At 56.7% G+C, this 26,118-nt stretch carries 25 protein-coding genes; 6 read left to right on the top strand and 19 right to left on the bottom strand.

Translation table 11 applies throughout. The features are described 5' to 3' along the window. Positions 1 to 199: 199 nt before the first annotated feature. Entirely contained in the window at positions 200 to 556 is a 357-nt protein-coding gene (locus DES29_RS00850) for a hypothetical protein (protein ID WP_021995137.1), read from the top strand. Positions 557 to 846: 290 nt separating this feature from the next. Here the strand turns inward: DES29_RS00850 and DES29_RS00845 are convergent, their stop codons facing one another. From DES29_RS00845 to DES29_RS00810, 8 genes are all read right to left on the bottom strand, one after another. Next, positions 847 to 1,674, bottom strand: coding sequence for an ABC transporter ATP-binding protein (locus tag DES29_RS00845; RefSeq protein WP_113854305.1), 828 nt, complete (start codon positions 1,672 to 1,674; stop codon positions 847 to 849). Beyond that, entirely contained in the window at positions 1,671 to 2,474 is an 804-nt protein-coding gene (locus DES29_RS00840; protein WP_021995135.1) for an ABC transporter ATP-binding protein, read from the bottom strand. The genes DES29_RS00845 and DES29_RS00840 overlap by 4 nt, the downstream gene beginning before the upstream one ends. A gap of 15 nt (positions 2,475 to 2,489) precedes the next feature. Beyond that, positions 2,490 to 4,079, bottom strand: a complete 1,590-nt coding sequence (locus tag DES29_RS00835; RefSeq protein WP_046446193.1) for an ABC transporter substrate-binding protein — start codon at positions 4,077 to 4,079, stop codon at positions 2,490 to 2,492. Between the two features lie 80 nt (positions 4,080 to 4,159). Continuing rightward, positions 4,160 to 5,017: an ABC transporter permease gene (locus DES29_RS00830; protein WP_021995133.1), complete on the bottom strand. Its 858-nt coding sequence runs from the start codon at positions 5,015 to 5,017 to the stop codon at positions 4,160 to 4,162. Then, positions 5,014 to 5,958, bottom strand: coding sequence for a nickel ABC transporter permease (nikB, locus tag DES29_RS00825; protein ID WP_016474251.1), 945 nt, complete (start codon positions 5,956 to 5,958; stop codon positions 5,014 to 5,016). The genes DES29_RS00830 and nikB overlap by 4 nt, the downstream gene beginning before the upstream one ends. Next, complete coding sequence (locus tag DES29_RS00820) at positions 5,955 to 6,758, bottom strand: class I SAM-dependent methyltransferase (RefSeq protein WP_021995132.1); 804 nt, start codon at positions 6,756 to 6,758, stop codon at positions 5,955 to 5,957. The genes nikB and DES29_RS00820 overlap by 4 nt, the downstream gene beginning before the upstream one ends. Beyond that, positions 6,755 to 7,495, bottom strand: coding sequence for a class I SAM-dependent methyltransferase (locus tag DES29_RS00815; RefSeq protein WP_016474249.1), 741 nt, complete (start codon positions 7,493 to 7,495; stop codon positions 6,755 to 6,757). Before DES29_RS00815 ends, DES29_RS00820 begins: the two co-directional genes overlap by 4 nt. Before the next feature lie 399 nt (positions 7,496 to 7,894). Beyond that, the gene (locus DES29_RS00810; protein ID WP_021995131.1) at positions 7,895 to 8,248 is read right to left on the bottom strand and encodes a hypothetical protein; all 354 of its coding nucleotides are present in this window, start codon (positions 8,246 to 8,248) and stop codon (positions 7,895 to 7,897) included. Between the two features lie 608 nt (positions 8,249 to 8,856). Between DES29_RS00810 and glnK the strand changes: the two genes are divergently transcribed. Both glnK and DES29_RS00800 read left to right on the top strand, forming a co-directional pair. After that, positions 8,857 to 9,195 carry a P-II family nitrogen regulator gene (glnK, locus tag DES29_RS00805; RefSeq protein ID WP_005432593.1) on the top strand — a complete coding sequence of 113 codons (339 nt, stop codon included), beginning with the start codon at positions 8,857 to 8,859 and terminating at the stop codon, positions 9,193 to 9,195. A gap of 67 nt (positions 9,196 to 9,262) precedes the next feature. After that, positions 9,263 to 10,540 (top strand): ammonium transporter, encoded by a 1,278-nt coding sequence (locus DES29_RS00800; RefSeq protein WP_016474247.1) that lies wholly within the window; start codon positions 9,263 to 9,265, stop codon positions 10,538 to 10,540. 156 nt (positions 10,541 to 10,696) lie between these two features. Here the strand turns inward: DES29_RS00800 and DES29_RS00795 are convergent, their stop codons facing one another. From DES29_RS00795 to cysP, 8 genes are all read right to left on the bottom strand, one after another. Beyond that, positions 10,697 to 11,143, bottom strand: coding sequence for a hypothetical protein (locus DES29_RS00795; protein ID WP_016474246.1), 447 nt, complete (start codon positions 11,141 to 11,143; stop codon positions 10,697 to 10,699). A 248-nt stretch (positions 11,144 to 11,391) separates the two neighbouring features. Beyond that, complete coding sequence (locus tag DES29_RS00790) at positions 11,392 to 11,949, bottom strand: superoxide dismutase family protein (protein ID WP_016474245.1); 558 nt, start codon at positions 11,947 to 11,949, stop codon at positions 11,392 to 11,394. Positions 11,950 to 12,096: 147 nt separating this feature from the next. Continuing rightward, entirely contained in the window at positions 12,097 to 12,558 is a 462-nt protein-coding gene (locus DES29_RS00785; RefSeq protein ID WP_005432589.1) for a copper resistance protein NlpE, read from the bottom strand. A gap of 144 nt (positions 12,559 to 12,702) precedes the next feature. Further along, positions 12,703 to 13,593 carry a cysteine synthase CysM gene (gene cysM, locus DES29_RS00780; protein WP_021994568.1) on the bottom strand — a complete coding sequence of 297 codons (891 nt, stop codon included), beginning with the start codon at positions 13,591 to 13,593 and terminating at the stop codon, positions 12,703 to 12,705. A gap of 24 nt (positions 13,594 to 13,617) precedes the next feature. Further along, positions 13,618 to 14,847 carry a sulfate ABC transporter ATP-binding protein gene (gene cysA, locus DES29_RS00775; protein ID WP_113854303.1) on the bottom strand — a complete coding sequence of 410 codons (1,230 nt, stop codon included), beginning with the start codon at positions 14,845 to 14,847 and terminating at the stop codon, positions 13,618 to 13,620. Between the two features lie 24 nt (positions 14,848 to 14,871). Continuing rightward, entirely contained in the window at positions 14,872 to 15,684 is an 813-nt protein-coding gene (cysW, locus tag DES29_RS00770; RefSeq protein ID WP_016474241.1) for a sulfate ABC transporter permease subunit CysW, read from the bottom strand. Further along, a complete protein-coding gene (gene cysT, locus DES29_RS00765) occupies positions 15,681 to 16,508 on the bottom strand; it encodes a sulfate/thiosulfate ABC transporter permease CysT (protein ID WP_016474240.1) in 828 nt (275 codons plus the stop codon). Before cysT ends, cysW begins: the two co-directional genes overlap by 4 nt. A gap of 18 nt (positions 16,509 to 16,526) precedes the next feature. Continuing rightward, positions 16,527 to 17,555 (bottom strand): thiosulfate ABC transporter substrate-binding protein CysP, encoded by a 1,029-nt coding sequence (cysP, locus tag DES29_RS00760; RefSeq protein ID WP_021995754.1) that lies wholly within the window; start codon positions 17,553 to 17,555, stop codon positions 16,527 to 16,529. 514 nt (positions 17,556 to 18,069) lie between these two features. On the opposite strand from cysP, the gene DES29_RS00755 reads away from it, so the two are divergent. Then, positions 18,070 to 19,083 carry an asparaginase gene (locus DES29_RS00755; protein ID WP_021995753.1) on the top strand — a complete coding sequence of 338 codons (1,014 nt, stop codon included), beginning with the start codon at positions 18,070 to 18,072 and terminating at the stop codon, positions 19,081 to 19,083. Positions 19,084 to 19,088: 5 nt separating this feature from the next. Here DES29_RS00755 and DES29_RS00750 read toward each other — a convergent pair whose 3' ends face one another. From DES29_RS00750 to DES29_RS00740, 3 genes are all read right to left on the bottom strand, one after another. After that, a complete protein-coding gene (locus DES29_RS00750) occupies positions 19,089 to 19,460 on the bottom strand; it encodes a hypothetical protein (protein WP_021995752.1) in 372 nt (123 codons plus the stop codon). 683 nt (positions 19,461 to 20,143) lie between these two features. Further along, positions 20,144 to 21,349 (bottom strand): group II intron reverse transcriptase/maturase, encoded by a 1,206-nt coding sequence (gene ltrA, locus DES29_RS00745; protein WP_240907537.1) that lies wholly within the window; start codon positions 21,347 to 21,349, stop codon positions 20,144 to 20,146. 727 nt (positions 21,350 to 22,076) lie between these two features. Beyond that, positions 22,077 to 23,552 carry an FAD-dependent oxidoreductase gene (locus DES29_RS00740; protein WP_038024925.1) on the bottom strand — a complete coding sequence of 492 codons (1,476 nt, stop codon included), beginning with the start codon at positions 23,550 to 23,552 and terminating at the stop codon, positions 22,077 to 22,079. A gap of 174 nt (positions 23,553 to 23,726) precedes the next feature. Here DES29_RS00740 and DES29_RS00735 point away from each other — a divergent pair, with 174 nt between their 5' ends. Then, positions 23,727 to 25,490, top strand: coding sequence for a PhnD/SsuA/transferrin family substrate-binding protein (locus DES29_RS00735; protein ID WP_016474235.1), 1,764 nt, complete (start codon positions 23,727 to 23,729; stop codon positions 25,488 to 25,490). Continuing rightward, complete coding sequence (locus tag DES29_RS00730; protein ID WP_021995748.1) at positions 25,487 to 26,095, top strand: response regulator transcription factor; 609 nt, start codon at positions 25,487 to 25,489, stop codon at positions 26,093 to 26,095. Before DES29_RS00735 ends, DES29_RS00730 begins: the two co-directional genes overlap by 4 nt. Positions 26,096 to 26,118: the final 23 nt, after the last annotated feature.

Genomic DNA, 26,118 nt, shown 5'->3' with positions numbered 1-26,118 from the left:
TCGCGCGGAGAACTAGTCCGCCATAGCCCAATGGGCGGTCGAGCAGATTACTTATGCGACACTTTGTAAGTAGTACTCCTATGAAGTTCTCTAAATATTTTTGATGATTTCTACGGGTTAGTGATGTTTCTATCCTATCCCAACAATACGTATAATCAAATCAAACCTTCGTTTCCCCGCAAAAAAAGAGAGGTTCTGTATGCCAGAAGTCATCTTCGGTCCGCGCAGAAATGCGGCAGCACGAAAGCTCGCAGCCTCGCAAAATACCGACAAGCACCCCAATTGGGGCGGCAGACGCCCCGGCTCCGGACGAAAACCCGCCGGAGAGAGACCGCTCGACGCCATGATCGTCGTGCGCATGACGGATAAGCAGAAAGCATTTTTCAAAATGGCCGGCGGCAGCGCCTGGCTGCGCCGCGTTCTGGAAGTCTGCATGGAAAGAAAACAGTTCAATATGGCGTCTGACCGTGACCCCAACGAGAAGGAACTTCTCGGAGGTCTTGAGATTGACGACATCCTGCCCGAGTTTCTGTCCTCCAAATCTACTGGATTCTGACTCTTCAGATTCAGATCCCATTTTTGCCGATACCGAATGGGCATCAATGGGCGAAACGGTCTGCCGCAGCCCTGCAGCAAGCCGCAATTGATTCTGCTGCGGTCATTGAGCTTGACCGCACAGCAGAGTTTTTTGCCTGCAAATTTTTGGATCGGCGTCGCGCCTTATGCTTCCTGAGCGTAAGGATGTGGTCCAGCCGGGAACCATTCACGGCTTTCATCGGTTATCCGGCTGAGTCCGCGTGCTCGTGTGTGAAGAAGATCCCTCGAAGTGCGCCGCAGACTGGACGGTCAGCGAGGCAGTTCCTGATCAACCGAAGTTCCGCCGCGGGTCGGCAGGCCCTCAAAGTCCGCGGACATTGCTGCTGCGGCAGCAACAAGCCGTTTGGCGCAGTCTGACTGCGGATCAGCAATCACCGCGTCCGGCGTACCGGACTCGACGATGCTGCCGCGGTTCATCACAAGCATCTCATCGCAAAAAGACTGTACGAGTTCCAAACTGTGGCTGATGAAAAGGACGCTGAGTCCGGATTCGCGGCGGAGGTCCTTCAAGAGCGTCATGATCTGACCGGCCACGGTGACATCAAGCGCACTCGTTGCCTCGTCGCAGATGAGGAGCTCGGGCGAAACCGCCAGCGCCCGGGCAATGGCAGCACGCTGACACTGCCCGCCGCTCACTTCATGAGGATAACGCGCAGCCATGTCAGCCGTCAGTCCGCAGCGTTCGAGCAGCTCGGCTGCGCATCGATCCGCTTGATGCCGGGTACGACCTTGATTGCGAAGCGGCTCGCCGATCCCGTCGCCCAATGTTCGGCGCGGATCAAACGAGGCCGCAGGCTGCTGAAAAACCATTTGCATCGTGCGGTAGACCTCGCGCAGCGCCCGTTCATTCAAATGCGTAATATCGTGCCCTTTCAAGAGAATCGTTCCAGCTGTTGAAGGCATCAGACGCATGATGAGCCGCACGAGCGTACTCTTTCCGCAGCCTGAATCGCCGACGACGCCAAGCGCCGTACCGGCCGCGAGGTCAAACGTAACGTTGCTGACGGCAGTGATGGGTTCCCTTTTAGGGATTCCAAACACTTTAGTGAGGCCGCGCACCGACAAAATGGGGATCATTCTGCGCTCTTCCGTAGTCGAGGTGTTGCTGCAATGAGTGCTCTGGTGTAGTCGGCCTGCGGATGACGGAGGACATCTGCCGCAGAACCGATTTCCACCATGCGTCCGTCCTTGAGCACAAGCAGCCGGTCGGCCATGCGTGCCGCAACACCCATATCGTGCGTAACGAGCATGATGGCCATGCCGAACTGCTCTCTCAGAGCGAGCAGTTCGCGCATCACTTCGACCTCGACAGAGGCATCGAGCGCACTCGTCGGTTCGTCAGCGAGGAGAACCTGCGGGCGCAGAAGCATCGCCATGACGATGCCTACACGCTGACACATACCGCCGGAAAGCTCAAAAGGATAACTTTCCCAAAGCCGTTCCGGCGTTTCAAAATGCAGCGTTCGGAAAAGATCGAATGCACGTTTGCGGACTTCCCGTTCTGTAGTGCGTTCATGAGCGGCAACCGCTTCAAACACTTGTTCTCCCACCGTGCGAACTGGCGCGAGCGAGGCGGAGGCATCCTGAAAAATCATCCCGACAGAGGCCCCGCGAATAGGCCGCAGAGCCCTCTCGGAGAGCGCCGGAAGATCCTTGCCCTCAAACCAGATGTGCCCCCGGGTGATGAGTCCGCTCGCTCCGAGCAGTTTGACTGCAGCCCTCAGAAGCGTACTTTTGCCGCAGCCCGATTCGCCGACGACAGCGAGAATCTCTCCTCGGCCGAGGGAGATGCTGATGTCGTGCAGGACAGCACAGCCCTTGAAGCTCACGTCAACATGCTCGTAGCGAAGCAAAGCCTCATCAGTGTGAAAACTCATTTTCAGGCGTTCCGGTTATTGCTTGGCGGGGGCCGGTGCGAGTTTTGCCGTTATTTCATAGAAGTCCGTCGGGTGTGCAGTGAGTCCGACAACGGTGTCCTTCGTGATCATGCTCATCTTCAGGTGCGAGAAAAAGATGAAAGCGTCATCGTCAAGGACGGTTTGCTGCATTTGAACGGCCAGTTCCCCGCGTTTTTTAACATCAAAGGTGTCATTGAGCTCGCGGGCGAGTGCTTCGAGTTTGTCGCTGTGATAGTGTCCGTTGTTGACTGCCGAGCGATCTAACGCATGGGTCGTAAAGAAATACGCCGGATCACCCGTGGGAGCCGTCACCATGGCGCTTACATAAATGTCCCAGAGTTCAGGCCGCACACGAATCGAATTGTGATCAGCCGTATTGTTGATAACGACATCGATGCCGATCGCCTTGAGATTAGCCTGAGCGGATTCGGCAAGCAGGGGCTGCTCCTGACGGCTCGGATAAGTGAGCCAGCGAATACGCAGCGGCTGGCCGTTTTTATCTCGAATGCCGTCGCCGTCTGAATCCACCCAGCCGGCTGCGTCAAGCGTTGCTCGGGCGAGATCCGGATTGTAAGGTTTGGCCTTTACCGAATCGCCGCCGAAGGCAAAAGTTGAAGGAAAGGCGCCTTTGGCTACATAACCGTTGCCGTTCAGCAGATCGCGCACAAAGCGCTCCTTGTCCACGCCCATTGCAATCGCCTTGCGTACGGCAGGATCCTGCACAATCGGACTCTTGAAGTTCATATGCGCAAAAAACGTGCGGCTCGTGGGGGTGCTCGTAAAGGTATAGCCGCCCTTTTGGAAAATCGGATAGCTGGCATACGGCATGCCGTATGCACCGTCAATTTCACCTGACTGAAGCGCCATGGTAAGCGTGTCGCCGTCGGAAATCGTGAGCACCTTCACCTGATCAAACCCCGGCGTACCGTTCCAGTACTTTTCATTGCGCACGAGCTCGATCGTTTCGCCCGAAACCAGTTTCGTCACTTTGTACGGACCCGTGCCGACAACGATGCCGTCATCCGTAATGCCCGCTTCCATGTCAAAGATGATCCCGTAAGGGTCAGAGAGATAGTTCAGAAGCGTCGGATTGGGCCGCTTGGTTTTGATCGTAACCGTTTGACCTTCAGCGGAGATCGAGTCGATCATCAGGTCGCCTTGCGCTCGGTCATGGACCTTCACGAGATGTTCAAGACACGCTTTGACGGCAGCCCCAGTCATCGGACGGTCATTTGAAAAAGTAATGCCTTCGCGCAGGGTGAGCTTCCATGTCAGAGGATCAATGAGCTCATAGCTGGTGGCGAGCCAGGGCTCGATCTCCATTTTGTTGGAGTAGCGAAACAGCGTTTCGCCGACGCCGTAGCGCATCGCTGCCCATCCGGCATATTTGAAATGCGGATTGACATTAGGCTCTTCGTTTTCGGGATTGAAGGTAGTGTCTCCAAAAACAAAAGTCATGGGAGCAGCTGCCGTCTTGCCCTGCTTTGCCTTGTCTTCTCCCGAGCAGCCTGCGGCGAGACCTGCTGCAAGGCATACCGATAGGAGCAGCGTCAGAGGGCGATTGCTGAGTTTGAGGTTCATCATGGTGATCATCTCCAAAAAGGCGGTTTTTAGTTGTTTCCCGCCGGTGTTCATTCGTCTTCCGATATGACTTATTCGATCGGTCAGCGTTGTGTGTTTTTGGGGTCAAGCCGATCCCGCACGGCGTCGCCCAAAAGGTTGAAGGCCACGACAGCGAAGAGAATTGCAGCTCCTGGTGCGAGAATCACCCAGGGATAGGTCTGCAGCATGCTTCTGCCGCCGCTCATCATGTTGCCGAGCTCAGCTGTGGGCGGCTGAGCGCCAAGACCGAGGAATGAAAGCCCCGCCAATTCCATCATCATCGTGCCGATATCAAGCATGGCCGTGACGAGAATCGGTCCCATGGCGTTGGGCAGGATGTGCCGCCAAATCTGCGCCGCGGTCGTTGCGCCTGACATCTTGGCGGCTGCGAGAAAGTCTGAATCCTTCAGCCGCAGCGTCTGACTGCGTGCAATTCGTGCATACTTGGGCCAGCTGATGGCCGCAAGCGCAAACACCGCATTGACCAGGCCGCCGTTAAGGAGCGCCGCAATTGCAAGCGCAAAAACGAGGCCCGGGAATGCGAGGCAGACGTCCGAAATACGCATCATGATCGTATCGACGTATCCGCCGCGATAGCCGCAGATCATCCCCACAATGGTGCCTGTCGTCATAATGATGAATACAAGGCTCAGAGTGGCAAAAATGCTGGTGCGCAGTCCCACCAGAATGCGCGAAAAGAGGTCTCGCCCGTAACGGTCTGTCCCTGCCCAGTGCTCCCAGGAAGGCGGCGAAAGCGAAGCAAAGATCTGTGCATTGGGATCGTATGGCGCAATCCATTCGGAAAAGAGCGCAGTAAGGCATACTAATGCGGCTAAAGCTGCAATTGCATAAAACCCCCATCGCTGCCGGCCCTTCCGCCGACGCTGCACGGCAGCGGGCATGATGATCTGCGCGGTCATGAGACTCCCCTCCCCAAACGAATCCGCGGGTCAAGCCACTGATAAGAAAGATCCGTCATGAGATTGACGCAGACGTATATGATCGCCATCCACATCACATAGGCCTGAATCATCGGATAATCGCGCATATTGATGGCGTCCACCGCAAGCTTGCCCACGCCGTCCCACATGAAGATCGACTCCACAATGGCCGTGCCGCCGAGAAGACTGCCGATGGAGAGCATCAAAAGCGTAATGATCGTCACCAGGGATGAGCGCAGAACGCTGAAGATCAGCGTGGCAGCAAAAGGGATCCCGCGGGCCCGGGCAGCCAATACGTAGTCTTTGCTTAGTTCGTCGAGTACCGTTGCCCGCACCTGCCGAATATATTTGGCAGACATCGCCAACGCGAGCGTGGAAGCCGGAAGTATCACACTTTCAACAGTGAGCTGACGTGAAATCACCGGCAGCCACTGCAGTTGAATAGCAAAGATGTAAAGCAGCAGGAGCGCCGCAAAGAAGTTGGGGATGCTGTTGCCCACAAAACTCAGACTGCGGATCACCCAGTCGCCCCAGCGGTTTTGATTGACCGCCGAAAAAATACCGAGCGGCAGTGATACGAGAAGCGTGAGACCGACAGACACCCCGGTAAGCAGAAGCGTTGCGGGAAGTTTTGCAATGAAAGTCTCAAAGACTGGGCGTCCCGAAACGTAACTGCGTCCCATGTCGCCTTGGAGGAGCTTCCCCAGCCAGGTGAAGTACTGTGTGAGAAACGGTTTGTCGAGTCCCAGTTCCGCGCGCGCTGCCGCCACAACAGCATCAGAAGCGGCCATCCCCGTACGCTCCATGGACTGCAGGACAACATCACTGCCGGCCAGACGCATCATCGCAAAGGACAAAAACGTAATGACGAAAAGAATGGGGATCAGCTGCAGCAAGCGCGAAAACACATAGTGTTTCACTGCGATCCCTCCTCAGCCGCAGCAGTCTTGACTGCCTGCACCAAAAACATCGGTGTCGAAGCGTTGTTGATGCGCTCATCCTCAGTCCAAACCTCTTTCCAGATGTCTTCATTGCTCGTGACGCACATGGAAAGCGCACGGAGAAGAGCGTGGTCCCACGCAGGCCGCATTCGGCGAGAAAGGGCTGCGCGGCGGGCAATCGCTTCCATAGCGGCGACATCGGTCCCTAAGGTGTCATCTTCGGCGCCTGATGCATAGACGTTGGCGCGATCTTCGAGATGGGCAGCCTGTGCAGAGGCGTCATAGAGGTAGCGATACCAGTTAGCATCAAAATTAAGAAGCAGCCCGTTGGGTTTGAGAATGCGTGCCCATTCAGCATAAGCGCGCTCAGGGTGCGGGAGATTCCAGGTGAGATTGCGTGAGACAACAACATCAAAACTCGCATCCGCAAAACCGAGTTTCTCAGCATCCATACAATGAAAGTGAATGTGCTCAGCTGCTTCACCCGCGTTGAGGCGTGCCTCATTGAGCATTGCATTGGTGTAATCGACGGCGGTCACCGCATACCCCAACGCATTGAGAATGACCGCAAAGAATCCCGGCCCAGTGCCGACATCGAGCACACGGATGCTGCTGCGGGCACGATCGGGAAAGCGAGCCTGAATGCGCACGTCGAGTGTCTGAGTCCAGATACGGCGCTGTGCAGTAGCAAGCTCTTTGCGGTTCACGTCGCCGTAGCTCGGCGCCCGATGTGTCCAATAGGTACGGTTGGCCTCCGCGTAGGTCGCTTCGTTCATCATGGGATTGTTTCCTGCGGCAGGCGTGCTGAGAGTACAAAAATAGGCGTCGGATTAAAAAATTCGTCAATCTCACTGTAGATGCGCTGCCAAACGCCATGATCGAACGCAATGTCAGCAAAGCCTGCTGCCCGCAGGAGCACTGCGTCCCAATGGGGCCGCACGCCCTGACCGGGCTGAAGCTCATGCTTGATGGCTTCATACTCTCTCCAGCACGCAGGCGATATATCTTTGTGAGCATGAAGTTTCGGCAGCTCATCACAATGCTCTCGGCAGTAATCCGCATCGAAATTGATGAGAACCCCGCCGGGACGCAGCAGTTTTGCCCAGGCGCGATAGGCTCGCTCGAGATTGGGCAGCGTCCAGGTGAGATTGCGGGATATCACCGCGTCGAAACTGCCGGGCGCAAAGCTCGGAGCTTCGGCGTCCATTACAAAAAACTCTGCGGAGATGTTGAGATGCCGGGCGAGTTCTTTCGCCTTGGCAATCATTGCCGGCGTAAGATCAATGCCGACAACTTCATGCCCAAGCGGCGAAAGCAAAAAAGTAAAAAAGCCTGTGCCTGCACCAACATCGAGCACTCGCAATGGCTTGTTGTCTGCTGATTCGGGCAGTTTCGGAACAATCTCTTCGAGCCAGCGTCTCGCTTTCGGACTGTCGAGTTCCCGCAAACGCTGATCGGCAAAAGCCCGAGCGCGTATGGACCAGTAATGCGTTATTCGCTTTTTGAGGACGGTCACGATGAGGAAGGAGTCTCTGAGAAAATAGGAAGGCCGCGCGCTGCGGCGGCGGGCAATAAATCGTATGAAGATTTTTTAAATCATCATAACTAATGAAATGTCTGACGACAACTCGCCTTGGCTGCGGCCGAGGCAAGCGCAGGCGCCAGAAATCAGCGCAAAACGGCCATTTCTAGTTCAGAAGGCTTAGGTCGCAATCTTTGAGCGGCTTAGGACTGCATCAGGGGCATGAAAAATGTTTTTGCAGCATCCGAGCGCCTCTCTTTCACGGGCTTTATGCCGACCCTTTCCAGAACAGTGCGGCCGGCACGCTGAGGCGCTTAGTGTTAATAGGATTGGCCTCGACAAAAAAAATCGTGCCGCTCGTGAATCGGGCCGCTGCTGGGGAGCAGAAAAACCTCAGCGCTTGCCCGCTGCGTAAAACTTTTTATGCGCGGCGTTAATGACTTCGACCGCTTCAGCCTCCATCTCCGCATAGGTGCGCGCCGTCCGCGGACGGATGCCGAAAACGAACTGAATCTGACGCGCGGGGTAGCGCGGATCCTCACGTACCATCGTCTGAAAAGTAAGACCGCGCCCGGCCTTGAAATCTTCATCGCTCATTGCGCGCATGGCAGCAAAAAAACTCGCTCTGGCAGCCAAGTCAGCGTTGTTCATGGCCGGACAAGTGCGCTTGAAGATCACCAGCGGTTCCCCGCGTTCATCGAACTTCGGCCCCTCGTCCTCGTCCTTTTTCTTCTCTTCATGCTTCACGATTCAGGTCTCCAAAATGCTTGAGCAGTGCCGGAACAAACCGTCTTTAGGCAAAACGTCAGTTCAAATCCAAGCCTGCGCGCGGATGGAAGCATTTTGCCTCATGGGGCATGCCTTCGGCGGCAGTTCTATGAAGAGAACCCGTACCAAGAACCCGAAGGAAAAGCCGTAACGCACCAAGAAAGTGCGCGGCAGCAGCTTCCGATCCCCCGATCAATATACGCACCAGTGCGGTAAACAAATGCCTCGCAAGACGACATTCACGCACTGTTACGCATCCATGCGGCGCGGCAGCGGTGCGGAGCTCCGCTGAAATCTCGCCTATTCCACGCGGAATTCTGGGCAATAGAAAAGCAGAACCATCCGGATTGGCGCGCAGTATGCATTGTCAGCGGTGAGAAGCAGCCCCGGCGCCGAACTCCAAGTCAGCGTAAGCGCCGGCCGTCCGCACCCATGACCGTGAACGCACCTAAAAAAAGAAGAGATATCAGGGCTAACCCGAGTTTTGGCACGCTTTCTGCTCAAGTCCTCATCAAAGCGGCTGCACGTCACAAACGATGCCTGCCGCTCCCCTTTGATTCAGTACTCAACATCAGGAGACCCTTCTCATGAAGCTCGTCACCGTCATCATCAAGCCCTTCAAGCTCGACGACGTCCGCGAGGCCCTTTCCGCCGCCGGCGTTCACGGCCTCACCGTTACGGAAGTCAAGGGCTTCGGCCGTCAGCGCGGCCATACGGAGCTCTACCGCGGCGCGGAATATGTCGTCGACTTTCTTCCCAAAATCCGCATCGACATCGCCGTCACTGACGACGCGGTTGACACCGTGATTGAAGCTGTTCTTGCTTCCGCGCGCACCGGCAAGGTCGGCGACGGAAAGATCTTCGTGAGCCCGCTCGAACACGTCGTGCGCATCCGCACGGGTGAAGAAGACGAAGGCGCCATCTGAAGCAAAGCCGCACAAAACATATACGCACGCATTCAGGAATTAAACCCCTTTGAAGAAGGTGGCAAACATGACTTCCCTTAAGAAACTTCTCCCCTCGCTGGCCCTCGGCATTGCGGCCATTCCCGCCTTTGCGGGCGACGAACCTGTGCTTGACAAGGCTGACACGGCCTGGATCATGATCGCCGGTCTCTTGGTGCTCTTCATGACCATTCCGGGCATCGCCCTCTTTTACGCAGGCATGGTGCGCAAGAAGAACATGCTGAGCACGCTCGCCCAGTCGGTTGCAATCTGCGGCCTGATGTCGATTCTCTGGTACGCCGTCGGCTACTCGCTTGCCTTTTCAGAAGGCACCCCCTTTATCGGCGGTCTCTCCAAGGCCTTCCTTTCGGGCATCAGCATTTCAACGCTCTCGGGGTCCATCCCGGAACTGCTCTTTGTCTTCTTCCAGATGACATTTGCCATCCTGACTCCCGCGCTCATCACCGGGTCGCTCGCTGAACGCATGAAATTTTCTTCGCTCTGCGTCTTCATGGTGGCCTGGAGTCTTCTCGTGTATGCCCCGATCTGCCACTGGGTTTGGGCTTCCGACGGATTCTTCTTCCAGATGGGTGCGCTTGACTACGCCGGCGGCACGGTCGTGCACATCAATGCCGGTATTGCCGGTCTCGTCGCCTGCCTGATGCTCGGCCGCCGCACTGGCTACGGTTCGCAGCACCTCGCTCCGGCCAACCTCACCTTTGCGATGATCGGCGCCTGCCTGCTCTGGTTCGGCTGGATGGGCTTTAACGGTGGTTCCGGTCTGGCTGCGAATGAACGTGCTGTGATGGCGATCCTTGTCACGCAGATCGCTGCGGCTGCCGGCACCATCTCCTGGATGGCGGCCGAATGGATTTCCCGCGGCAAGCCCTCGCTCCTCGGCATGATTTCCGGTGCGGTTGCCGGTTTGGTCGCGATTACCCCGGCTTCGGGCTTCGTTGAACCTGCCCCAGCACTTTTCATCGGTCTTGTTGCCGGCGTCCTCTGCTTCTGGATGGTTGCCGTCGTCAAAGCCAAGCTCGGTTATGACGACTCTTTGGACGCCTTCGGCGTACACGGCATCGGCGGCATGCTCGGCGCCGTTCTGACGGGCTTCTTTGCAACGAGCGCAGTGACGGGCTCCGAACTCCCGCCGATGATGACGCAGGTCGGCATCCAGATCTTCTCGGTCGCAGCCACGCTGATCTACGGCGGCATTGTGAGCTTCGTCATTCTCTTTGTGATCAAGAAGACCATGGGTCTGCGCGTCACGAAGGACGAAGAGCTTACGGGTCTTGACCTGGCGATCCACGGCGAACGCATTGAATAATGCGCAACTGGGTGAGATTCAAAACCCAAAAGAAGGCGCACTCGGGAAAACTCGACCGAGTGCGCCGTCCGGGTCTCTTCACCCGTCACAAAATGAAAAGAGCCCGCAGGCACTGCTGCGCTGCGGGCTCTTTTCGCTTTCAAGAAGCGCAATGCCTCAGAAGAGCTTCTTATTGAAGTAGACGCGCTTGAGCATATCTTCAGCATCGGGGCCGCGAACACTTACCCCTGCGAATTCAGCATCGTTCATTGAGGTAAATGTCACCATGGCGATCTTGAACTTTTCGTCGTCGCCCTTGCGGAAATCGAACTGAACGAGCGCGCCGTCGTCAAAAGTGCAGCTGAACTGCACGTCGCCGTCTTCGATCTCTTCCCAGACCTGACTGCCAGGCCGGCAGGAGCCGTACTGCGCGAAAGCTTCCGCCACCGTCACGGTATCGTCAATCGGCAGCACCATGGCTTTGACCGCTTTCACGTCCGGCGTTTCAACGGGCGCAGGCGCCTGAGGCATCGGAACCGGCCCGTTGGTCGTCGCGCAGCCGGCAAGCAGCACCGCTAGGCAGCAGGCAGCGGCCGTCATTTGATAAGCGTGCGTGCGAGTCATATTCGAATCCTCCAATGCGTCTCACCGTTTGCCGAAATATCCCTTCGGTCAGACAGAAAAAAAGCGCCGCAGTTAGAGTGAGCGGCGCTCTTCATTGATCAAGCAGCTGAGTGTCAATTTATCACCCGCCACTGAAGCTAATCTTAGGGAGAGACTGAGCAGAGCCGCACTTGCTCTCAAAATCAAACCGGCCTCGCAAAGATTTGCGAAGCCGGCTGAAGCTAAGGATTAGATTTTCATCGCATCCATTATTTGATCACACCGCAGGCCATGCGGGCACCGCCGCCGCCGAGGGCAGCAGGATGATCATGGAAGTTGTCGCCGCCGACGTGAATCATCAGCGCATGGCTGCGCACTTCGTCAAGCGTCTTGAGCTTCGGCGCCAATACCGGCACATTAGCCACGCCGTCAGCATTCACATAAAGACTCGGCAGATCGCCCTTATGCCCCTTGTCATCCCACGGATAGGAATGGTTGCCCGTCTTATCCGGGTCCCAATGTCCGCCAGCCTTCATGCCAAGGCCCTTTTCGGTCAAACCGCAGTCCGGATTGGCGTGAACGTGAAAGCCGTGCAGACCAGGCGCAAGATCCTTCAGCTGCGGATAGAAGGCCAACCCATAGGCATTCTTGACAATCACAACATTGCCGATCGGTTTTGCACCGTCCTTGCTGAGGAGCTCAACGGGCACGACGATCTTTTCGGCTTCAGCCATCGGATCGTAGAGCTTGGTTTGGTCTGCGGCAACGGCCGGCAGAGCAATAGCAGCGGCGAGCATGGCGCTGGCAAGCATCGAAAAAGCTTTCATAAAGCACTCCAAAAGGGTGGATCGGAACCTGAGGAGAATCCTCTCTTCCGATGTAGCTGTAAATTAGCTTACCGTTATTACAAAACTATTTCCAATAGTATTTGTTAATTTTTGTGATTGATTATCCAATCACAAATCATCGGTATTTCAACGCTTTTGGAGATCGTACATGGGACCAAGCGGTCCTTCGACAGGGCTGCCTTCTCCATCCAAAAGTCTCAGACCATGCTCAGTCGAATCAGCAAGCCAAGCCGGGGAATGGTCTTTGGGCGTGAAGGTGAATCGTCTGCCCTCGAGCTTCCAGCTGCCGGCCTCAGAAAAAGAAGGCGTGCGGCCGAGGTCATCCTTTTCACCTTCGTAGGTATAAATGCGCGTATACGTTCCGTCGGCGCGAACATAGATCGTCGTTCGAAGGCCGGCACAGTCGCCGCAAGGGAGGAGCCCCTCATAAACGCCGATCGATGCGGCGGAGGCTTCAGACGGCTGAAGACTTTCGGCTGCGGCAAATGCTGGAGAACGCTCTCCATTCGTGGGGGCCGAACAGCCCGCAAGCGTCACGGTTAGGACGCCGGCTGCAGCGGCAATCAGGGCAGTGTGTGCGAGTTTCATTTCGCGCTCCCGAAAAATAATAAGAAGGCATCGGCCGAAATCAGGCCGATGCCTTGGCTCAGCTGAGTCTATCGGGAGCGCTGGTCTGTCTTTAGGGACAGCAACAACTCATGACCAAAAGATGTGTCTGTTAACGACTTACCCTCATTGATTGAAAATCCCCGTGGAGAGATACCGATCTCCGCGGTCGCAGATGATCGTGACAATCACAGCCCCGGGATTGGCCGCGGCCACACGAAGCGCTCCTGAAACCGCACCGCCCGAACTGATGCCGCAGCAAATGCCCTCACGGCGAGCCAGAGCGCGAACGGTATCTTCCGCATCTTTTTGCAGAATATCGAGTGTTTCATCAACGAGTTCCGGACGGTAAATCCCGGGCCGATACTCCGCCGGCCAGCGGCGAATACCGGGAATGCGGCTTCCTTCTGCCGGCTGCAGACCCACCACACGTACATTGGGATTTTTTTCTTTCAGAAAGCGCGACGTGCCGGTAATGGTGCCGGTCGTGCCCATGGCCGAGACGAAATGCGTCACGCGGCCGGCCGTCTGCGTCCAAATTTCAGGGCCTGTTGTGCGGTAGTGCGCAAGCGGATTGTCAGGGTTGTTGAATTGGTCAAGCTGCCACCCTTCACCGCGCTGAGCCATGGCATTAGCCAGGTCGCGCGCACCCTCCATGCCTTTTTCAGCGGGCGAGAGGATCAGTTCCGCACCATAGGCCTGAATGGCCGCACAGCGCTCCGCCGTCGAATTGGCCGGCAGGATGATCTTCATCCGATACCCTTTCAAGGCCGCAATCATGGCGAGCGCGATGCCGGTATTGCCGCTCGTCGCTTCAACGAGTGCGTCGCCCGGCTTGATATCTCCGCGCTTTTCAGCCTCTTCAATCATGGATCGGGCAGCGCGGTCCTTGATGGAACCGGCAGGATTATTGCCTTCGAGCTTCACCCAAACTTCACTGCCGTTATGGGGGACAAGGTGCTCAAGACGCACGAGCGGCGTAGCGCCGACAACGTCGATTACGGTTTCAGGGGACATACTTCATCCTTAAATACATACCAATCAAATGAAAAGCGCAGCTTCATGCTTAAGCGCCTTTGGCGGTTCGGCAGCCTCTGGCGATGAATGCTCATGGCCGTGCTCACCGACAAACGGCCAGCGGGGTTTGCGGACATGAACCGGCAGACGCTCTTCGCCTCGATAGAGGTAAGCGCGCTCAAAACTCATCAGATAGCCGCGCCCAAGCCGCGGCAGCGCATCCTCGAGCACATAAGCGTTGAGGGTGTTCTCGTACCAGCCTTCCGGTTCGGCTTCAACCTGAATCGCGCCGCCCTTGGGAACGGCGCTGCGGATCACCACCGGGAGCAGCCCCGCCTTTTGCGCGGCAGCAGAATCTTCCTCAGCTTCCAGCCGCCGCATGCGGGCATCTTTTGGACGCAAAAGCAAATCCGCCGGACCGTCCGGAATGGATTTCGGATCGACAACCGGCCTTCCGTCAGCGCCGCCGTCAAGCGCCAGATCAATCGTTCCGACGTGAAGCCGCCCGTTCGAGATCATCGCCGGAATCCGGTTCACATCGCTCAAAAACTCAATCACAAAGCGTGTCTTCGGATGCTCCCAGATTTCCGCGGGCTTATCAGCCTGCTCTATGCGGCCGTTATGCATCACGACGACGCGGTCGGCAACCTGCATGGCCTCTTCCTGATCGTGCGTTACAAATACGCCGGTAAACCCGAGCTCTCGGTGCAGACGTTTGATCCATTGACGCAGCTCCTCGCGCACCTGAGCATCCAATGCGCCGAAGGGCTCGTCAAGGAGCAGCACCTGAGGTTCCACCGCCAGCACGCGGGCAAGCGCCACGCGCTGCTGCTGACCGCCCGAGAGCTGCGCCGGATAGTGACCAGCTTTATCAGAGAGCTGCACCATGGCCAAAAGCTCCGCAACGCGCTTCTCAATTTCGGCTTTCGGCAGCCGCTCGCTGCGGGGCTTCACCGTCAGTCCGAATGCCACGTTTTCGGCAACCGTCATATGGCGGAAAAGCGCGTAGTTCTGAAAGACAAACCCCACGCGCCGTTCTGCGGCGGTGAGTTGGGTGACGTCGCTATTTCCAAAACGGATGCGTCCGCTCGTTTCGGTCTCCAGTCCGGCAAGAATGCGCAGGAGCGTCGTTTTGCCTGACCCCGAGGGACCCAAGAGCGCAATCATCTCGCCCAATGCAATCTTCAGATTGATGTCGGAAAGCACTTCAGCATTGCCGAAGCGCTTTCGGATGTTTTCTATATCAATGCTCATTTGTATTTTGTGTCCTCTCCGAAATCAGGCGCGGCGGCGATGACGGCGCAGAAAAAGCGTGGCCAGCGCAAGCAGCGCGAGCAGCGCGGCGGCGGTAAAGGCGCCGACGGTGTTGTAGTCCTGCTCTAAGAGCTCAATCTGCAGGGGCAGCGTCATGGTTTCACCCCGCACGGATCCGGAGACGACGGAAACCGCGCCGAATTCGCCGATCGCGCGCGCGTTGGTGAGGAGCACTCCATAAAGGAGCGCGCCGGAAATTTTGGGCAGCGTCACACGAAAGAACATCTGCCAAGGCGACGCACCCAACAAAAGCGCCGCCTCTTCTTCGCTCGACCCCTGACTGGTCATGAGCGGAATCAGTTCTCGGGCCACAAAGGGACAGGTGACAAAAATCGTGACGAGCACCATGCCCGGCCAGGCAAAGAGGATCTGGACCTGTGCCGCATCGAGCCAAGGCGCCAAAGGACCATTTGCACCGTACCAGAGCAGATAGATAAGACCTGCCACCACCGGTGAAACCGCAAACGGAATGTCGATGCACGAGAGGAGCACCGTTTTCCCAGGAAACGAGAACCGCGTGACAGCCCAAGCAAGCATCACGCCGAAGATCATGTTGACCGGCACCGTGATGAGCGCAATGAAGACCGTGAGCGCAACGGCATGAATCATTTCGGGGTGAACGAGATTCTCAAGAACCGGAGCAATCCCCTTCTGAAACGCCTGAATAAAGATGAAGGCAAGCGGCACGGCCAGAAAGAGACCGGCCGCGAGGATGCCCAGACCAATGAGCGCCCACTGCGCGGGCGTCTGACGATTTGCCTGTAATTGCACACTCATGACGGACTCCCGATGCGGCGTGCAAAACGCTTAAGCATCTGATTGGCTGCAATGAAAAGAACGAGCGACAGTCCGAGCACGACAGATGCAATGGCGCTCGCTGCCGGATAGTCGAATTCCTGCAGCCGCATGAAAATGGCGAGCGAGAGCACTTCCGTTTCGAAGGCAATATTCCCGGAAATGAAGATAATCGCACCGAATTCGCCGAGGCTGCGGCAGAAAGCGAGTACGGTCCCCGCCGCCAGTGCCGGCGCGATTTCAGGCAGAATCACCCGGCGAAAGATCTGCAGCCGCGATGCGCCGAGCGTGAGCGCGGCTTCCTCGCAGCTCCGGTTGACTTCAGCAAGCACGGGCTGCACCGAACGCACAACAAACGGAATGCTCGTGAACGCCATCGCAGCGACGATGCCGAGCCAGGTGTAGCTCACCTTAATGCCAAAGGGCGCAAGCACTGCGCCGTACCATCCGTCGGCAGCAAAGAGTGCCGAGAGCGTGAGACCCGCCACTGCAGTGGGGAGCACAAACGGCAGATCAATCAGCCCGTCAAGCAGCCGGCGCCCGGGAAACCGGTAGCGCACCAGAATCCACGCCAGAAGGAGCCCCAGCAGAGCGTTGATGACTGAGGCCCAAAAAGCCGAAAGAATCGTCACCCGAAAAGCGGCAGTCGTCTGCGGATGAGTGAGGATCGCCCAGTACTGCGCCCAGGTGAGCTCGGAGAGCTGCACGACGAGCGCAGTCATGGGGAGAAGCAGGACGAGCGATACAAAAAGAACGCTCGTCCCCAAGGAAAGCCCGAATCCGGGCAGAACCCTGCGTCTGCGCATGGCAGTTCGTCTCAAGGGTTACTGACGGCCGGCAGCGACCAAACGGTCAAACTCCGCGCCGGCTGCAAAGTGCTCCTTCATCACCTTTTCCCACGAACCGAATTTGTCTTCGACCGTAAAGAGCTTGGTGGCGGGGAAGCGGTCCTTGAGCGCATCCATGGTCTTTTGATCGTTCACACGGTAGTAAAAGGAGGTGACGATCTCACGGGCTTGCGGACTGTAGAGGTAATTCAGATAGGCCTTAGCCGGCTCAAGCGTGCCCTTGGCCTCAACAACCTTGTCGACCCAGGCAACCGGGAACTCCGCAAGAATGTCGGTCTTAGGCACTACAACAACATAGTCCTTGTCTTTATAGAGATTACGAATGTTGTTGATCTCTGACTCAAAGCTGATAAGCACGTCCCCAATGCCGCGGTCATTAAACGTGGTCGTAGCGCCGCGTCCGCCCGTATCAAAGACGGCCACGTTCTTCAGGAACTTCTTCATGAATTCTTCGGTCTGGGCCTTATTGCCGCCGTTGGCCTGATCTGCTGACTCCCATGCAGCCAGATAGGTGTAGCGGGCATTGCCCGAGGTCTTCGGATTCGGGAAGACAAGCTTCACATCAGGACGCGCGAGATCAGACCAATCCTGAATGTTCTTGGGATTACCCTTGCGGACGAGAAAAGCCATGGTCGAGTACCAGGGCGAACTGCGGTTGGGCAGACGCGCCTGCCAATCTGCAGGAATGAGTTTGCCTTTGTCATGCAGTACCTGAATATCGGTCACCTGGTTAAAGGTGACGACATCGGCCTTCTGTCCCTGAAGGATGGCCAGAGCCTGTTTGGACGAACCGGCATGCGACTGCCGAATCGTCAGCTTGTCGTCGGGATGAGCCTTATCCCACTCCGCAATGAAGGGTTTGTTGAGCGCCGTGAACAGTTCACGGGCAACGTCGTAGGAGGAGTTGAGCAGTTCCGCGGCCGAAGCGGGCACGGCAGCCGAGGCGCCGAGCAGCGCAGCAAGCGCAAAGCCGGCGGCTGTTTTCTTGAAAATGCTTGTATTCATCAGAGGATCTCCGAGACTATGAGTGAGTCTTTCCAGGGCAAGATCGCTTGAAGGGCGAAGCGCACCTGCAGAAAGCGCAGGGTGTTTTCATCGGGTTTTCCCGAAGAGTGAAATCACTATACCCCATTCCTTAGCAATTTGGTCATGTATTGCTCAAGGTATTACTCCGCCCCGTATTTGCGCTATACATCCTCAAATGAGCGCCCTCTTTTCCAGATCTGAAGGCGAGCTTCGGGGAATTCCTGAGGTCTGAAGATGGAAACCTCCAGTAACATGCGCCCTGAGGTCAAGAGAAAACGGCGTCTGATCCCGTAAGGGAACGGACGCCGTTTCCTTATGTAAAAATTGCCTGTCACCCAACCGGTGAAACGCATCATCTCCGAGGGTGCAAAGCTAGATATCTGTAAGCAACGATCCGCCGCGCAAGCTTCGCGGCCGACAGTGCTGAGCGCTTCTGAACAGCCCGCAGACAGCCTACAATGGCGCGGCTACTCAAGGGAGAATCTTTTTAATCATGACCGACAGCGCCAAGCTTCCCAAAATCGTAATCCTCGGCACCGGCGGCACGATCGTGAGTTCGGGCGACGATCCGCTCATGCTGACGGGCTACCGCATCAAAGGCCTCAATGTTGAAACATTGCTCTGCGCGGTGCCTGAACTGCAGCATTTCGCACGCATCGAAGCCCATCAGGTCGCCAATATCGACTCCAGTTCGATGACCTTCAGTATCTGGCTTGAGCTCGGCCGAGCAATCGAAAAGGCAGCCGCCGATCCCGACACAGCCGGTATCGTGGTCACGCACGGCACTGACACGATGGAAGAGACGGCATGGTTTACACACCTGACAGCCAAAACCCAGAAACCCATTGTCTTCACCGGTGCCATGCGGCCGGCGACCGCCCTCAGCGCTGACGGGCCGCTCAACCTCCTCAATGCCGTACGCATTGCTGCGGATCCGAAAGCTGCTGGCCGCGGCGTTCTCGTGGCACTCAACGACGTGATCCTTTCGGCTCGGGACGCCATGAAAATCAGCCCGACGAACGCAGCCGCTTTTGGTCCTAATGTTCAAGGTCCGCTTGGACTGATTGCCGGTGCGGAAATCTTATGGCTCGGTCGTCCGGAACGGGCTTTCGGTTCTGAGACGCCCTTTTCCATTCCCAAGCTTGCTGCGCTGGAGATTCCTCGCGTCGACATCGTTTACTCTCATGCTGACGACGACGGCGTGATGGTGCGTGCGGCCTGCGCTGCAGGCGCACGTGCAATTGTGCATGCCGGCACCGGCAATGGCTCGATCCACTGCTGCACGGATGAAGCATTGGCAGATGCCGCAGATGCGGGCGTGCTGATTATCCGCGCCAGCCGTGTGACGACCGGCGCAGTAACAACTGGACTCGCCGAGTGGCAGGAGCGCGGTTATGTCCCGGCCGGGACGCTCACCCCGCAGAAAGCTCGCGTGCTTGCACAGCTTGTCGTTGCCGAATACGGCCAAGTGCAGCCAGCTTTGGCCGAAGCCTTTTCCAAATACTGAAATTATCAGCGGCGCTCGAGTTCGCAGCAGTCCTTAGGGAGCGGCTGATCCGGCGTTGGTTCAGCCTTCAGCCGTTCGCCTTCAACGATGAAGGTGAGCCGCTGCGCGCCGCCCGTTGTCTTCAGAACAACCTTGCCGTCCTGAACGGTATAAAAACCCGTTTCAATGCCGGGATCACGCTTAATGGAAAGTGCATAGCAGCCGTAGTGATCAAGCGTCAGCTCGGCTGAAGATTTTTCGCCCGTTTTGAGTGAAACCAGATCTCCGCCCCAGTGTCCCTCAAGACCGGTATCTTCGCGGGCAGCGGCCGAACCGGAAGCAAGAACGGCAAAACCGCAAAAAGCGGCAAGAAGGAGTGCGGAGGTCTTAGTCTGCATGAGAGGTGCCTTTTATATTCAGCGCGAAGTAATCGGACGAACGCGTGACCGACCGTAATCAGCCGCTCTGTTCTGATGCCGCATCATAAGAGCCGAAAACCTTCATCAGGCTTAACGCTCCGCGTGATACGGGAGTCTCCTGCCGCTGCGGATGCTCGACGACGTCTTTCGACTGGCGCTTGAAAAGCATCACACTTATTCATATGCATAACCAGCGCTTCTGCAGCACTGACGACCGTGTGTAAACCCATTGCGCCCCGAGTACTGAAAAATCAGCGATCCGGTATTCGGAAGTTCCGGTATGATCCGACTCACGGTTGAGCGGCAAGGTGTCGCTCGCCTCCCTCCAACGCGGGGCGGCCTCAGAATTGGCGGTTTTTGCCGCCATGACAGTGCCGTGCGGCACTGCCAACAAGGCAAAGGCCCAATCCGCGCCAACGGAAAGGGCCTTGTCTTTTCTAGGAGGGCAGGCGATGCACTTTCAAAAAACTTCGCCAATCTCCGTAGAGATAGTAGCACGCTCGGGGAAGAAATCCATCCGAGGGCATGTGTTACCCGCACCATATCGGGTAGAGAGTGCCCTTGCGGACACTCCCTCCCACACCGCAGTGCTCAATCAGTGCTGAGCGTTCGGACGTGCCGTTCGGCATCCGGCGGTTTCCGAGTTAGTAGTAGAGGGGGACTCAGCGCATCGCGAGGAGGCTGTAGAGTCCGTGTTGTTTGAAGAAAGACAGCGGGAACGCGTCGCGCATGTGGCGTGCGTTGGCATTCCACCACGCTCCACGCCCGTTGTTGGCGGACTTCCACGCGCGAAAGTCATCCAAGCCGCGACGTTGAAGTTCTCGTTCGCGTGTTCTCGGTCGTTTCCATGCAATCCACACCAACTTACGAAGATGGCGTCGGATGTGTATGTCGAGCGCCGCGAATACGCCCTTGCGGTTGTCCAACCTGAAGTACTGCCGCCATCCGCGGAGGATCGCATTGAGCTCCCCAATCGTTCGAAAGAGTGACCCGCCGCGCGCCCTGTAGAAGACGGCACGAAGCTTATCCTTCAGCCGCTTGAAGCTTTTCGGGTGAACTAGCGGTTGTCCCGTCTTCCCCACGAAAGTGTAGCCAAGAAATTTCGCTCGTCGAGGGCGAAAGACGCCGCTCTTGTCGCGGTTAACCCGCAACTTGAGCGTCTCCTCAATGAACTTGATCGTGTTTGTCAACACGCGATTTCCTGCGCGCTCGGACGCAACGTATATGTTGCAGTCGTCGGCGTATCTACAAAACTTCAACCCCCGTTTCTCCAGATACTTGTCCAGTTCGTCGAGGACGATCAGGGACAGGATCGGGCTGAGGGGGGACCCCTGCGGCGTTCCTTCGTCTCGGGGAGTCACCAGCCCATCGGCCAGAATGCCCGTACGGAGGTAGCGCCGTATGAGACGGATGAGCATCTTGTCCCTGCAGTTCCGTTCCAGCACCGAAATCAGTCGATCGTGATTGACGGTGTCAAAGAATTTGGCAAGGTCCATTTCGACAATCCACGAGCATCCTTCCGCTATGTAGCGTTGCGTTTGCTCGATAGCCTGATGTGCACTGCGCCCCGGTCGAAATCCGTAACTGAATTCCGAGAATGTGGGATCGAAGTGCTCGACCAGCACCTGTGCGATGGCCTGTTGGATCAGACGATCCTGTACAGTGGGAATCCCCAGCATACGCGTGCCGCCGTCAGGTTTTGGAATGTCCACGCGCTTCACGGGCGAAGGAATGTACCTCCCTTCACGAATGTGAGCGCAAATGCTCGCCCAGTGGCGGCGAAAGTGTCCTTCGAGCTCGTCGACGGTCATTCCGTCTACGCCCGGAGCACCTTTGTTGACTCTCACACGCTTGCATGCCAAGAGCATGTTCTGCGCCGAGAGGACTTTCTCCAGTGAAATCACTGAACCTCCTGCTTTCGTCCAGTGCGTGGCCCCTCTTTTCAGCTTTTGTCGGCCTTTGGACTCACGTCCTCCCTCAGGCTTCCGGCCATCGGTTGGTGTGGGCTCTACTCTTCAAATTCGACTTGCGCTACTGCCGTCGCATCGGAGAGTTCCACGCTCTCTACTTACATAACTCAGATTCGGCCCTTCATGACGAATAATTCGCCTTACTACGGCCTCGGCTGACTTCCATACCGATATCCCTCAGCCTCTCGACCTCGGTAGCCTTGCGGCGTCGGCATGGATCTCCCCAGGTATCACACATGTGCTTCGCCCCCTACCTGCCGGATATACGTGCATCCCTTCCGTAACAGTTTCGGGTTAATCGATCGTCGCCGACTCTCCCGAGATACACGCCTCACATCCGATTCCTGTTCGTCAGGCTGGTGCTTTGTTATCGGCTTCCTCCATCGAGGTCGTTGCCTTCCCCGACTTGCCGAGTTGCTAGTCCTTCCCCTGTTCGGGCGGACAGCGGACTTTCACCGCATAGACACATGTGCGCTGCTGGGCGCACAACGAAAAAGCAGCGCGATATGCTCGCGCTGCTTGACCTAAAAACCCTGCCCCGGGTCCTGAAAATTAGGGATCAGCAAACCAGGCGTTCCGGAAACATGACAGGGACAGTCTCCGTTTCAGGGTAAGCAAAGGTGAGTTATGCCTTTTTCTCGGCGATTTCCTTGCCGACAAGACGGCCGAATGTCAGGCAGTCCGCAATGGCATTGCCGCCCAATCGATTGGCGCCGTGAATGCCGCCCGTCACTTCGCCGGCAGCATAAAGATTCGCAATGACCTCTCCGCGGCGGTCAATGACTTCAGCCGCCGTATTGATCACCACACCGCCCATCGTATGATGCACGCTCATGCCGACATAAGCTCCCCAGAAAGGCGGCTTTTCGATCGGGAAGAGATTACGCTGGTATTTGCCGAGCTTGTCTTTGCCGGCCTTGACCCCCGCATTGAATTCATCCACGGTCGCCTTCAGCGCTGCAGGCGGAAGCCCCATCTTTTTAGCGAGCTCTTCAATCGTGTCTGCCTTCCAGGCATCACCCGTTTCAAGCCCCTTGTAGGCAGCATCCTTCTGACCTTGATTGATCATGTCAAAGCGCGTCTGATCAAGGATGCCCCAAGCGGTTGCCTTAGGCTGAATCAGCACAGCGTCGCGGATCACGTCGCGGCGTTCATCTTCACGAATGAAGCGTTTGCCGTTGCGGTCAACAATGATGAAGCGGCCGCCCTGATGCAGCGGTACGCGATGCGTACGTCCCGGAGGGCAGCCGGGGTTGCATTGGATGAAGTCCATTCCGGTCAAATCCGCCCCGACATCAACCATCAGCGGCAGCAGGTCACCTGTTGCTCCCGGATGATTTGTGGTCGTGAGGTCTGCGAGACGCGGATCATGCAGCGCCCTCATCTTCTTATTCGCGCCGAATCCGCCGGCCGCCACCACTACGGCTTTAGTCGCGCGAACCGTGATGAGCTTGCCGCCTTTTTCATACTCCACGCCAAGAACCTTGCCCTTAAGCGGAGTCTCACGAATGATGCGTACGACTCTAGCCTGTTTCTCAATAGGAATGCCGTATTTCTTGCACTGGTCCACCAAAACCTTGATGTAGTCCTGTCCAAGCGAACCGAGCGGCGCATGTCCGCGCGGATAAAGCGACCCGTAGACCTGATAGACCTTGTCTTTAAACTTCATGCCTATCGATTCGAGCCAAGTCACCGTTTCCGGCGCATTCTCGACGAGTTCCTTCACCAAAGCAGGATTGGCACGATAGTCACCGCCCTTGAGCGTCTGCTCATAATGATTCTCGATGGAATCTTCAATGCCCTGGGCTTTTTGACGTGCAGGATCGACAGCATTCATGCCGCCGCCGGAAATGGCCGTATTGCCGCCGATATAAGCCATCTTTTCAAGAATGAGCGTGTCTGTGAGACCGTTCTGCGCAGCGGACACGGCAGCCGTCAGCCCAGCGCCGCCGGCACCCACGATAAGGAGCTTTACCGTGCGGTCCCACTTTTTGGGAACATTGTCCGAAAGGCTCGGATCTTGGGCAGCGTGTGCGGCAGGCACCGCAGCGGCGGCAGCCCCTGCGGCGACGAGCAGTTTCCGGCGAGATAGTTCCATCATATTGGTCCTCCTTTTCTGGGCCTCCCCTAAGAGACCCGGTCCGTTGGTATTGACTGGAATCAATTGTGCGACAGGCGAGTACTCCGGTATTGCAGGGGTAGATCAAGCAAACAGTTCGCCCATCTTCCCTAATGCGCTAAGGTATTTATCGACTGAATCCTTTGACAATCCTGCATGCTTTTTATCCGCACGACCTTCACTGCTTTGGCGCTGGGCTTCATGCTTTCTGCCGCTGCTGCGCCGTCGCCTTCAGAGCCGGTACTGCGCGTGAGTGTCCTGAAGCTCACGCTCTCGGACATGCACAGTGAGGTCATTTCCGAAACACTGGAGGTGCTCAGACGCAGGCTTTCAAACTATCGGCTGATCGTCTCCAGCGACGACCTTGAAGCGCAGCATCTTGCCGCTCAGCGCGGTACTGCAGATCTCTTCATAGGTACTGCGGGGTTTTATTGGGAAATTCATCAAAAAGGGTTCACAGCCCTGGGAACACTCGCCTCCCCCATGGCGCCCAACCCCAATGAAGGCATGGCCGGCGCGATCATCGTCCGCAGATCCGATGCGCAGATTAAAACGCTCGAGGACCTGAAAGGAAAAAGCGCCGCCGTTACACGCAAAGATGCGTTTATGAATGCTCAGACGGCCTTGGGAGAAATCAGTGCGCGTGGTTGGGATCCTGACAACTTCTTCTCCCGCATTGAAGAAGTCGGCCGGCCGATGGAACGCGTCGTTGAAGCCGTAGCGACGGGAAGAGTTGATGCCGGTCTCGTCAAGGCGGGCCTTATGGAGCTCATGCTCGCTGTAGGGAGCCCTTTTGCAAAAGAAATCCGCGTGCTCGAACCGCGTTCCGGCGACAGTATGAAATACCTCCATACTTCCAGCGCCTACCCTGGCTGGACAGTCATCGCCTCCGCCGGACTGCCTCCTGAGACACTGCGCAATGTGACAATGGCGCTCTATGCCATTTCACCCGAAGAGATTTGGCACAGTCAGTGGCTTCCCGCCACCGACTTTGCTCGGATTGACAAACTCTTCAAGGAGCTGCGCTTCGGTCCCTACGAATATCTTCGCCATTGGACTGCAGAACGGATCTGGAAAGAATACAGCCTGTGGATTCTGCTTTTTGCCGCAGCGCTCCTCTTTGGCCTTCTCCACACCATTCGCAGTGACATGCTCGTACGCAGGCGAACCGCGGAACTGGCAGCTGCATCAGACCGGCTCAATCGATTGGAAAAAGCGAGCGTAACTGCTCAGCTCTCCAACATTGTTGCTCACGAACTGCTGCAGCCTATTTCAGCCGCAGGCTATTACTTGGCGGCCATTGACAAACTGCTGGCACGCAATCCGAACGCCTTTAATACAGCCCTAGGGCAGCAGCTGAGCGCACTTTGCGGCAAAACACGCACAACACTTCAGCGCTGCAGCACGATCATCGAACGCGTTCGTCTCTACGCTCGTTCGCGCGCCAGCACGCCCGCCAAGATCGAACTCTCAAGCTTTATCAGAGTGCTGGCTGATCGCCTCAAACAGATGCACTCGCTCAAAATTCCGCCGCTCCTCAAACTGCAGCCCGGCGCCGTTCTGGCCGATGCCGTAGAACTTGAAGTGCTGCTCACGAACCTCCTAAAGAACGCCTCGGAAGCGGCCGCCTCAGCAGATGTCCCTTATGTTGAACTGGACATGGATACCCTCCCAAACGGGGCTGTGAAACTCACTATCACCAACAGCTGTCAGCCATTAACGCCGGCAGAGCAAGAGGCACTTTCGTCGCCGCTGCATTCCTCTAAAGAGAACGGACTGGGTCTTGGACTCGCTGTCGTGCGAAGCATCGCCGAACGAAACGAAACCGATCTTCTCCTCTCAGAGGATGTTCCCGGGATATTCAGAGTGGTGCTGACCTTTCAGCAGACGGATCCTCGTCAAGAAGGAGCTGCGCTATGAAGCCCACTGTCATTCGCATTGTTGACGACGATTCCGATGTCTGTGACTCGCTCTCCTGCCTGCTTTCGCTCGAAGGCTGGGAGATCCGCATTTATACCGATCCGAAGGAATTTCTTGCTGGGGACCTCCTGACCGATCCGGGCTGCCTCATCCTCGACTTCCGCTTCCCGACGACCAACGGGCTGGAGGTGCAGAAGGTTCTCATTGAACGGCAGATTCGCATGCCGATTATTTTTCTCACGGCGCACGGAGACATTCCGCTTGCAGTGAAGGCCATGCAGCGCGGAGCCGTTGACTTTCTCACCAAACCCGTAGACAAAGATCATCTCATCGCGGCTATCGAGCGAGCACTGCGCGTAGATACGCTTCATCGGCACGGCTTCAACGCCCAGGCCGATCTCGACTGGACGTTAAACGACTTGCGGGATCGAGAAAAAGATGTTCTGCGGCTGCTCCTCCTGGAAAACTGCTCCAATAAGCAAATTGCAGAAAGACTCCGGCTTTCTGAAAGAACGGTTGAGAATTATCGAGCCAATATCTACCGGCGTCTGAATGTGCATGGGACCGATGAGCTGCGGCAGCTGCTCAATCGCCCGCAGACTTGAGAAACAGACGCTGCGGACCTCAC

The sequence above is a fragment of the Sutterella wadsworthensis genome (genome assembly GCF_003315195.1).
In the GTDB taxonomy this organism is placed as follows: Bacteria; Pseudomonadota; Gammaproteobacteria; order Burkholderiales; family Burkholderiaceae_F; genus Sutterella; species Sutterella wadsworthensis.
Note: the sequence above shows the minus strand (reverse complement) of the source record. Positions and strands in the feature narration are given on the sequence as shown.

Bases quoted from the DNA above. Each gene is read 5' to 3' on its own strand.
- DES29_RS00850 (WP_021995137.1), top strand. From the start codon at position 200: ATGCCAGAAGTCATCTTCGGTCCGCGCAGAAATGCGGCAGCACGAAAG.
- DES29_RS00845 (WP_113854305.1), bottom strand. From the start codon at position 1,674: ATGATCCCCATTTTGTCGGTGCGCGGCCTCACTAAAGTGTTTGGAATC.
- DES29_RS00840 (WP_021995135.1), bottom strand. From the start codon at position 2,474: ATGAGTTTTCACACTGATGAGGCTTTGCTTCGCTACGAGCATGTTGAC.
- DES29_RS00835 (WP_046446193.1), bottom strand. From the start codon at position 4,079: ATGATGAACCTCAAACTCAGCAATCGCCCTCTGACGCTGCTCCTATCG.
- DES29_RS00830 (WP_021995133.1), bottom strand. From the start codon at position 5,017: ATGACCGCGCAGATCATCATGCCCGCTGCCGTGCAGCGTCGGCGGAAG.
- DES29_RS00820 (WP_021995132.1), bottom strand. From the start codon at position 6,758: ATGATGAACGAAGCGACCTACGCGGAGGCCAACCGTACCTATTGGACA.
- glnK (WP_005432593.1), top strand. From the start codon at position 8,857: ATGAAGCTCGTCACCGTCATCATCAAGCCCTTCAAGCTCGACGACGTC.
- DES29_RS00800 (WP_016474247.1), top strand. From the start codon at position 9,263: ATGACTTCCCTTAAGAAACTTCTCCCCTCGCTGGCCCTCGGCATTGCG.
- DES29_RS00795 (WP_016474246.1), bottom strand. From the start codon at position 11,143: ATGACTCGCACGCACGCTTATCAAATGACGGCCGCTGCCTGCTGCCTA.
- DES29_RS00790 (WP_016474245.1), bottom strand. From the start codon at position 11,949: ATGAAAGCTTTTTCGATGCTTGCCAGCGCCATGCTCGCCGCTGCTATT.
- DES29_RS00785 (WP_005432589.1), bottom strand. From the start codon at position 12,558: ATGAAACTCGCACACACTGCCCTGATTGCCGCTGCAGCCGGCGTCCTA.
- cysM (WP_021994568.1), bottom strand. From the start codon at position 13,593: ATGTCCCCTGAAACCGTAATCGACGTTGTCGGCGCTACGCCGCTCGTG.
- cysA (WP_113854303.1), bottom strand. From the start codon at position 14,847: ATGAGCATTGATATAGAAAACATCCGAAAGCGCTTCGGCAATGCTGAA.
- cysW (WP_016474241.1), bottom strand. From the start codon at position 15,684: ATGAGTGTGCAATTACAGGCAAATCGTCAGACGCCCGCGCAGTGGGCG.
- cysT (WP_016474240.1), bottom strand. From the start codon at position 16,508: ATGCGCAGACGCAGGGTTCTGCCCGGATTCGGGCTTTCCTTGGGGACG.
- cysP (WP_021995754.1), bottom strand. From the start codon at position 17,555: ATGAATACAAGCATTTTCAAGAAAACAGCCGCCGGCTTTGCGCTTGCT.
- DES29_RS00755 (WP_021995753.1), top strand. From the start codon at position 18,070: ATGACCGACAGCGCCAAGCTTCCCAAAATCGTAATCCTCGGCACCGGC.
- DES29_RS00750 (WP_021995752.1), bottom strand. From the start codon at position 19,460: ATGCAGACTAAGACCTCCGCACTCCTTCTTGCCGCTTTTTGCGGTTTT.
- ltrA (WP_240907537.1), bottom strand. From the start codon at position 21,349: ATGCTCTTGGCATGCAAGCGTGTGAGAGTCAACAAAGGTGCTCCGGGC.
- DES29_RS00740 (WP_038024925.1), bottom strand. From the start codon at position 23,552: ATGATGGAACTATCTCGCCGGAAACTGCTCGTCGCCGCAGGGGCTGCC.
- DES29_RS00735 (WP_016474235.1), top strand. From the start codon at position 23,727: ATGCTTTTTATCCGCACGACCTTCACTGCTTTGGCGCTGGGCTTCATG.
- DES29_RS00730 (WP_021995748.1), top strand. From the start codon at position 25,487: ATGAAGCCCACTGTCATTCGCATTGTTGACGACGATTCCGATGTCTGT.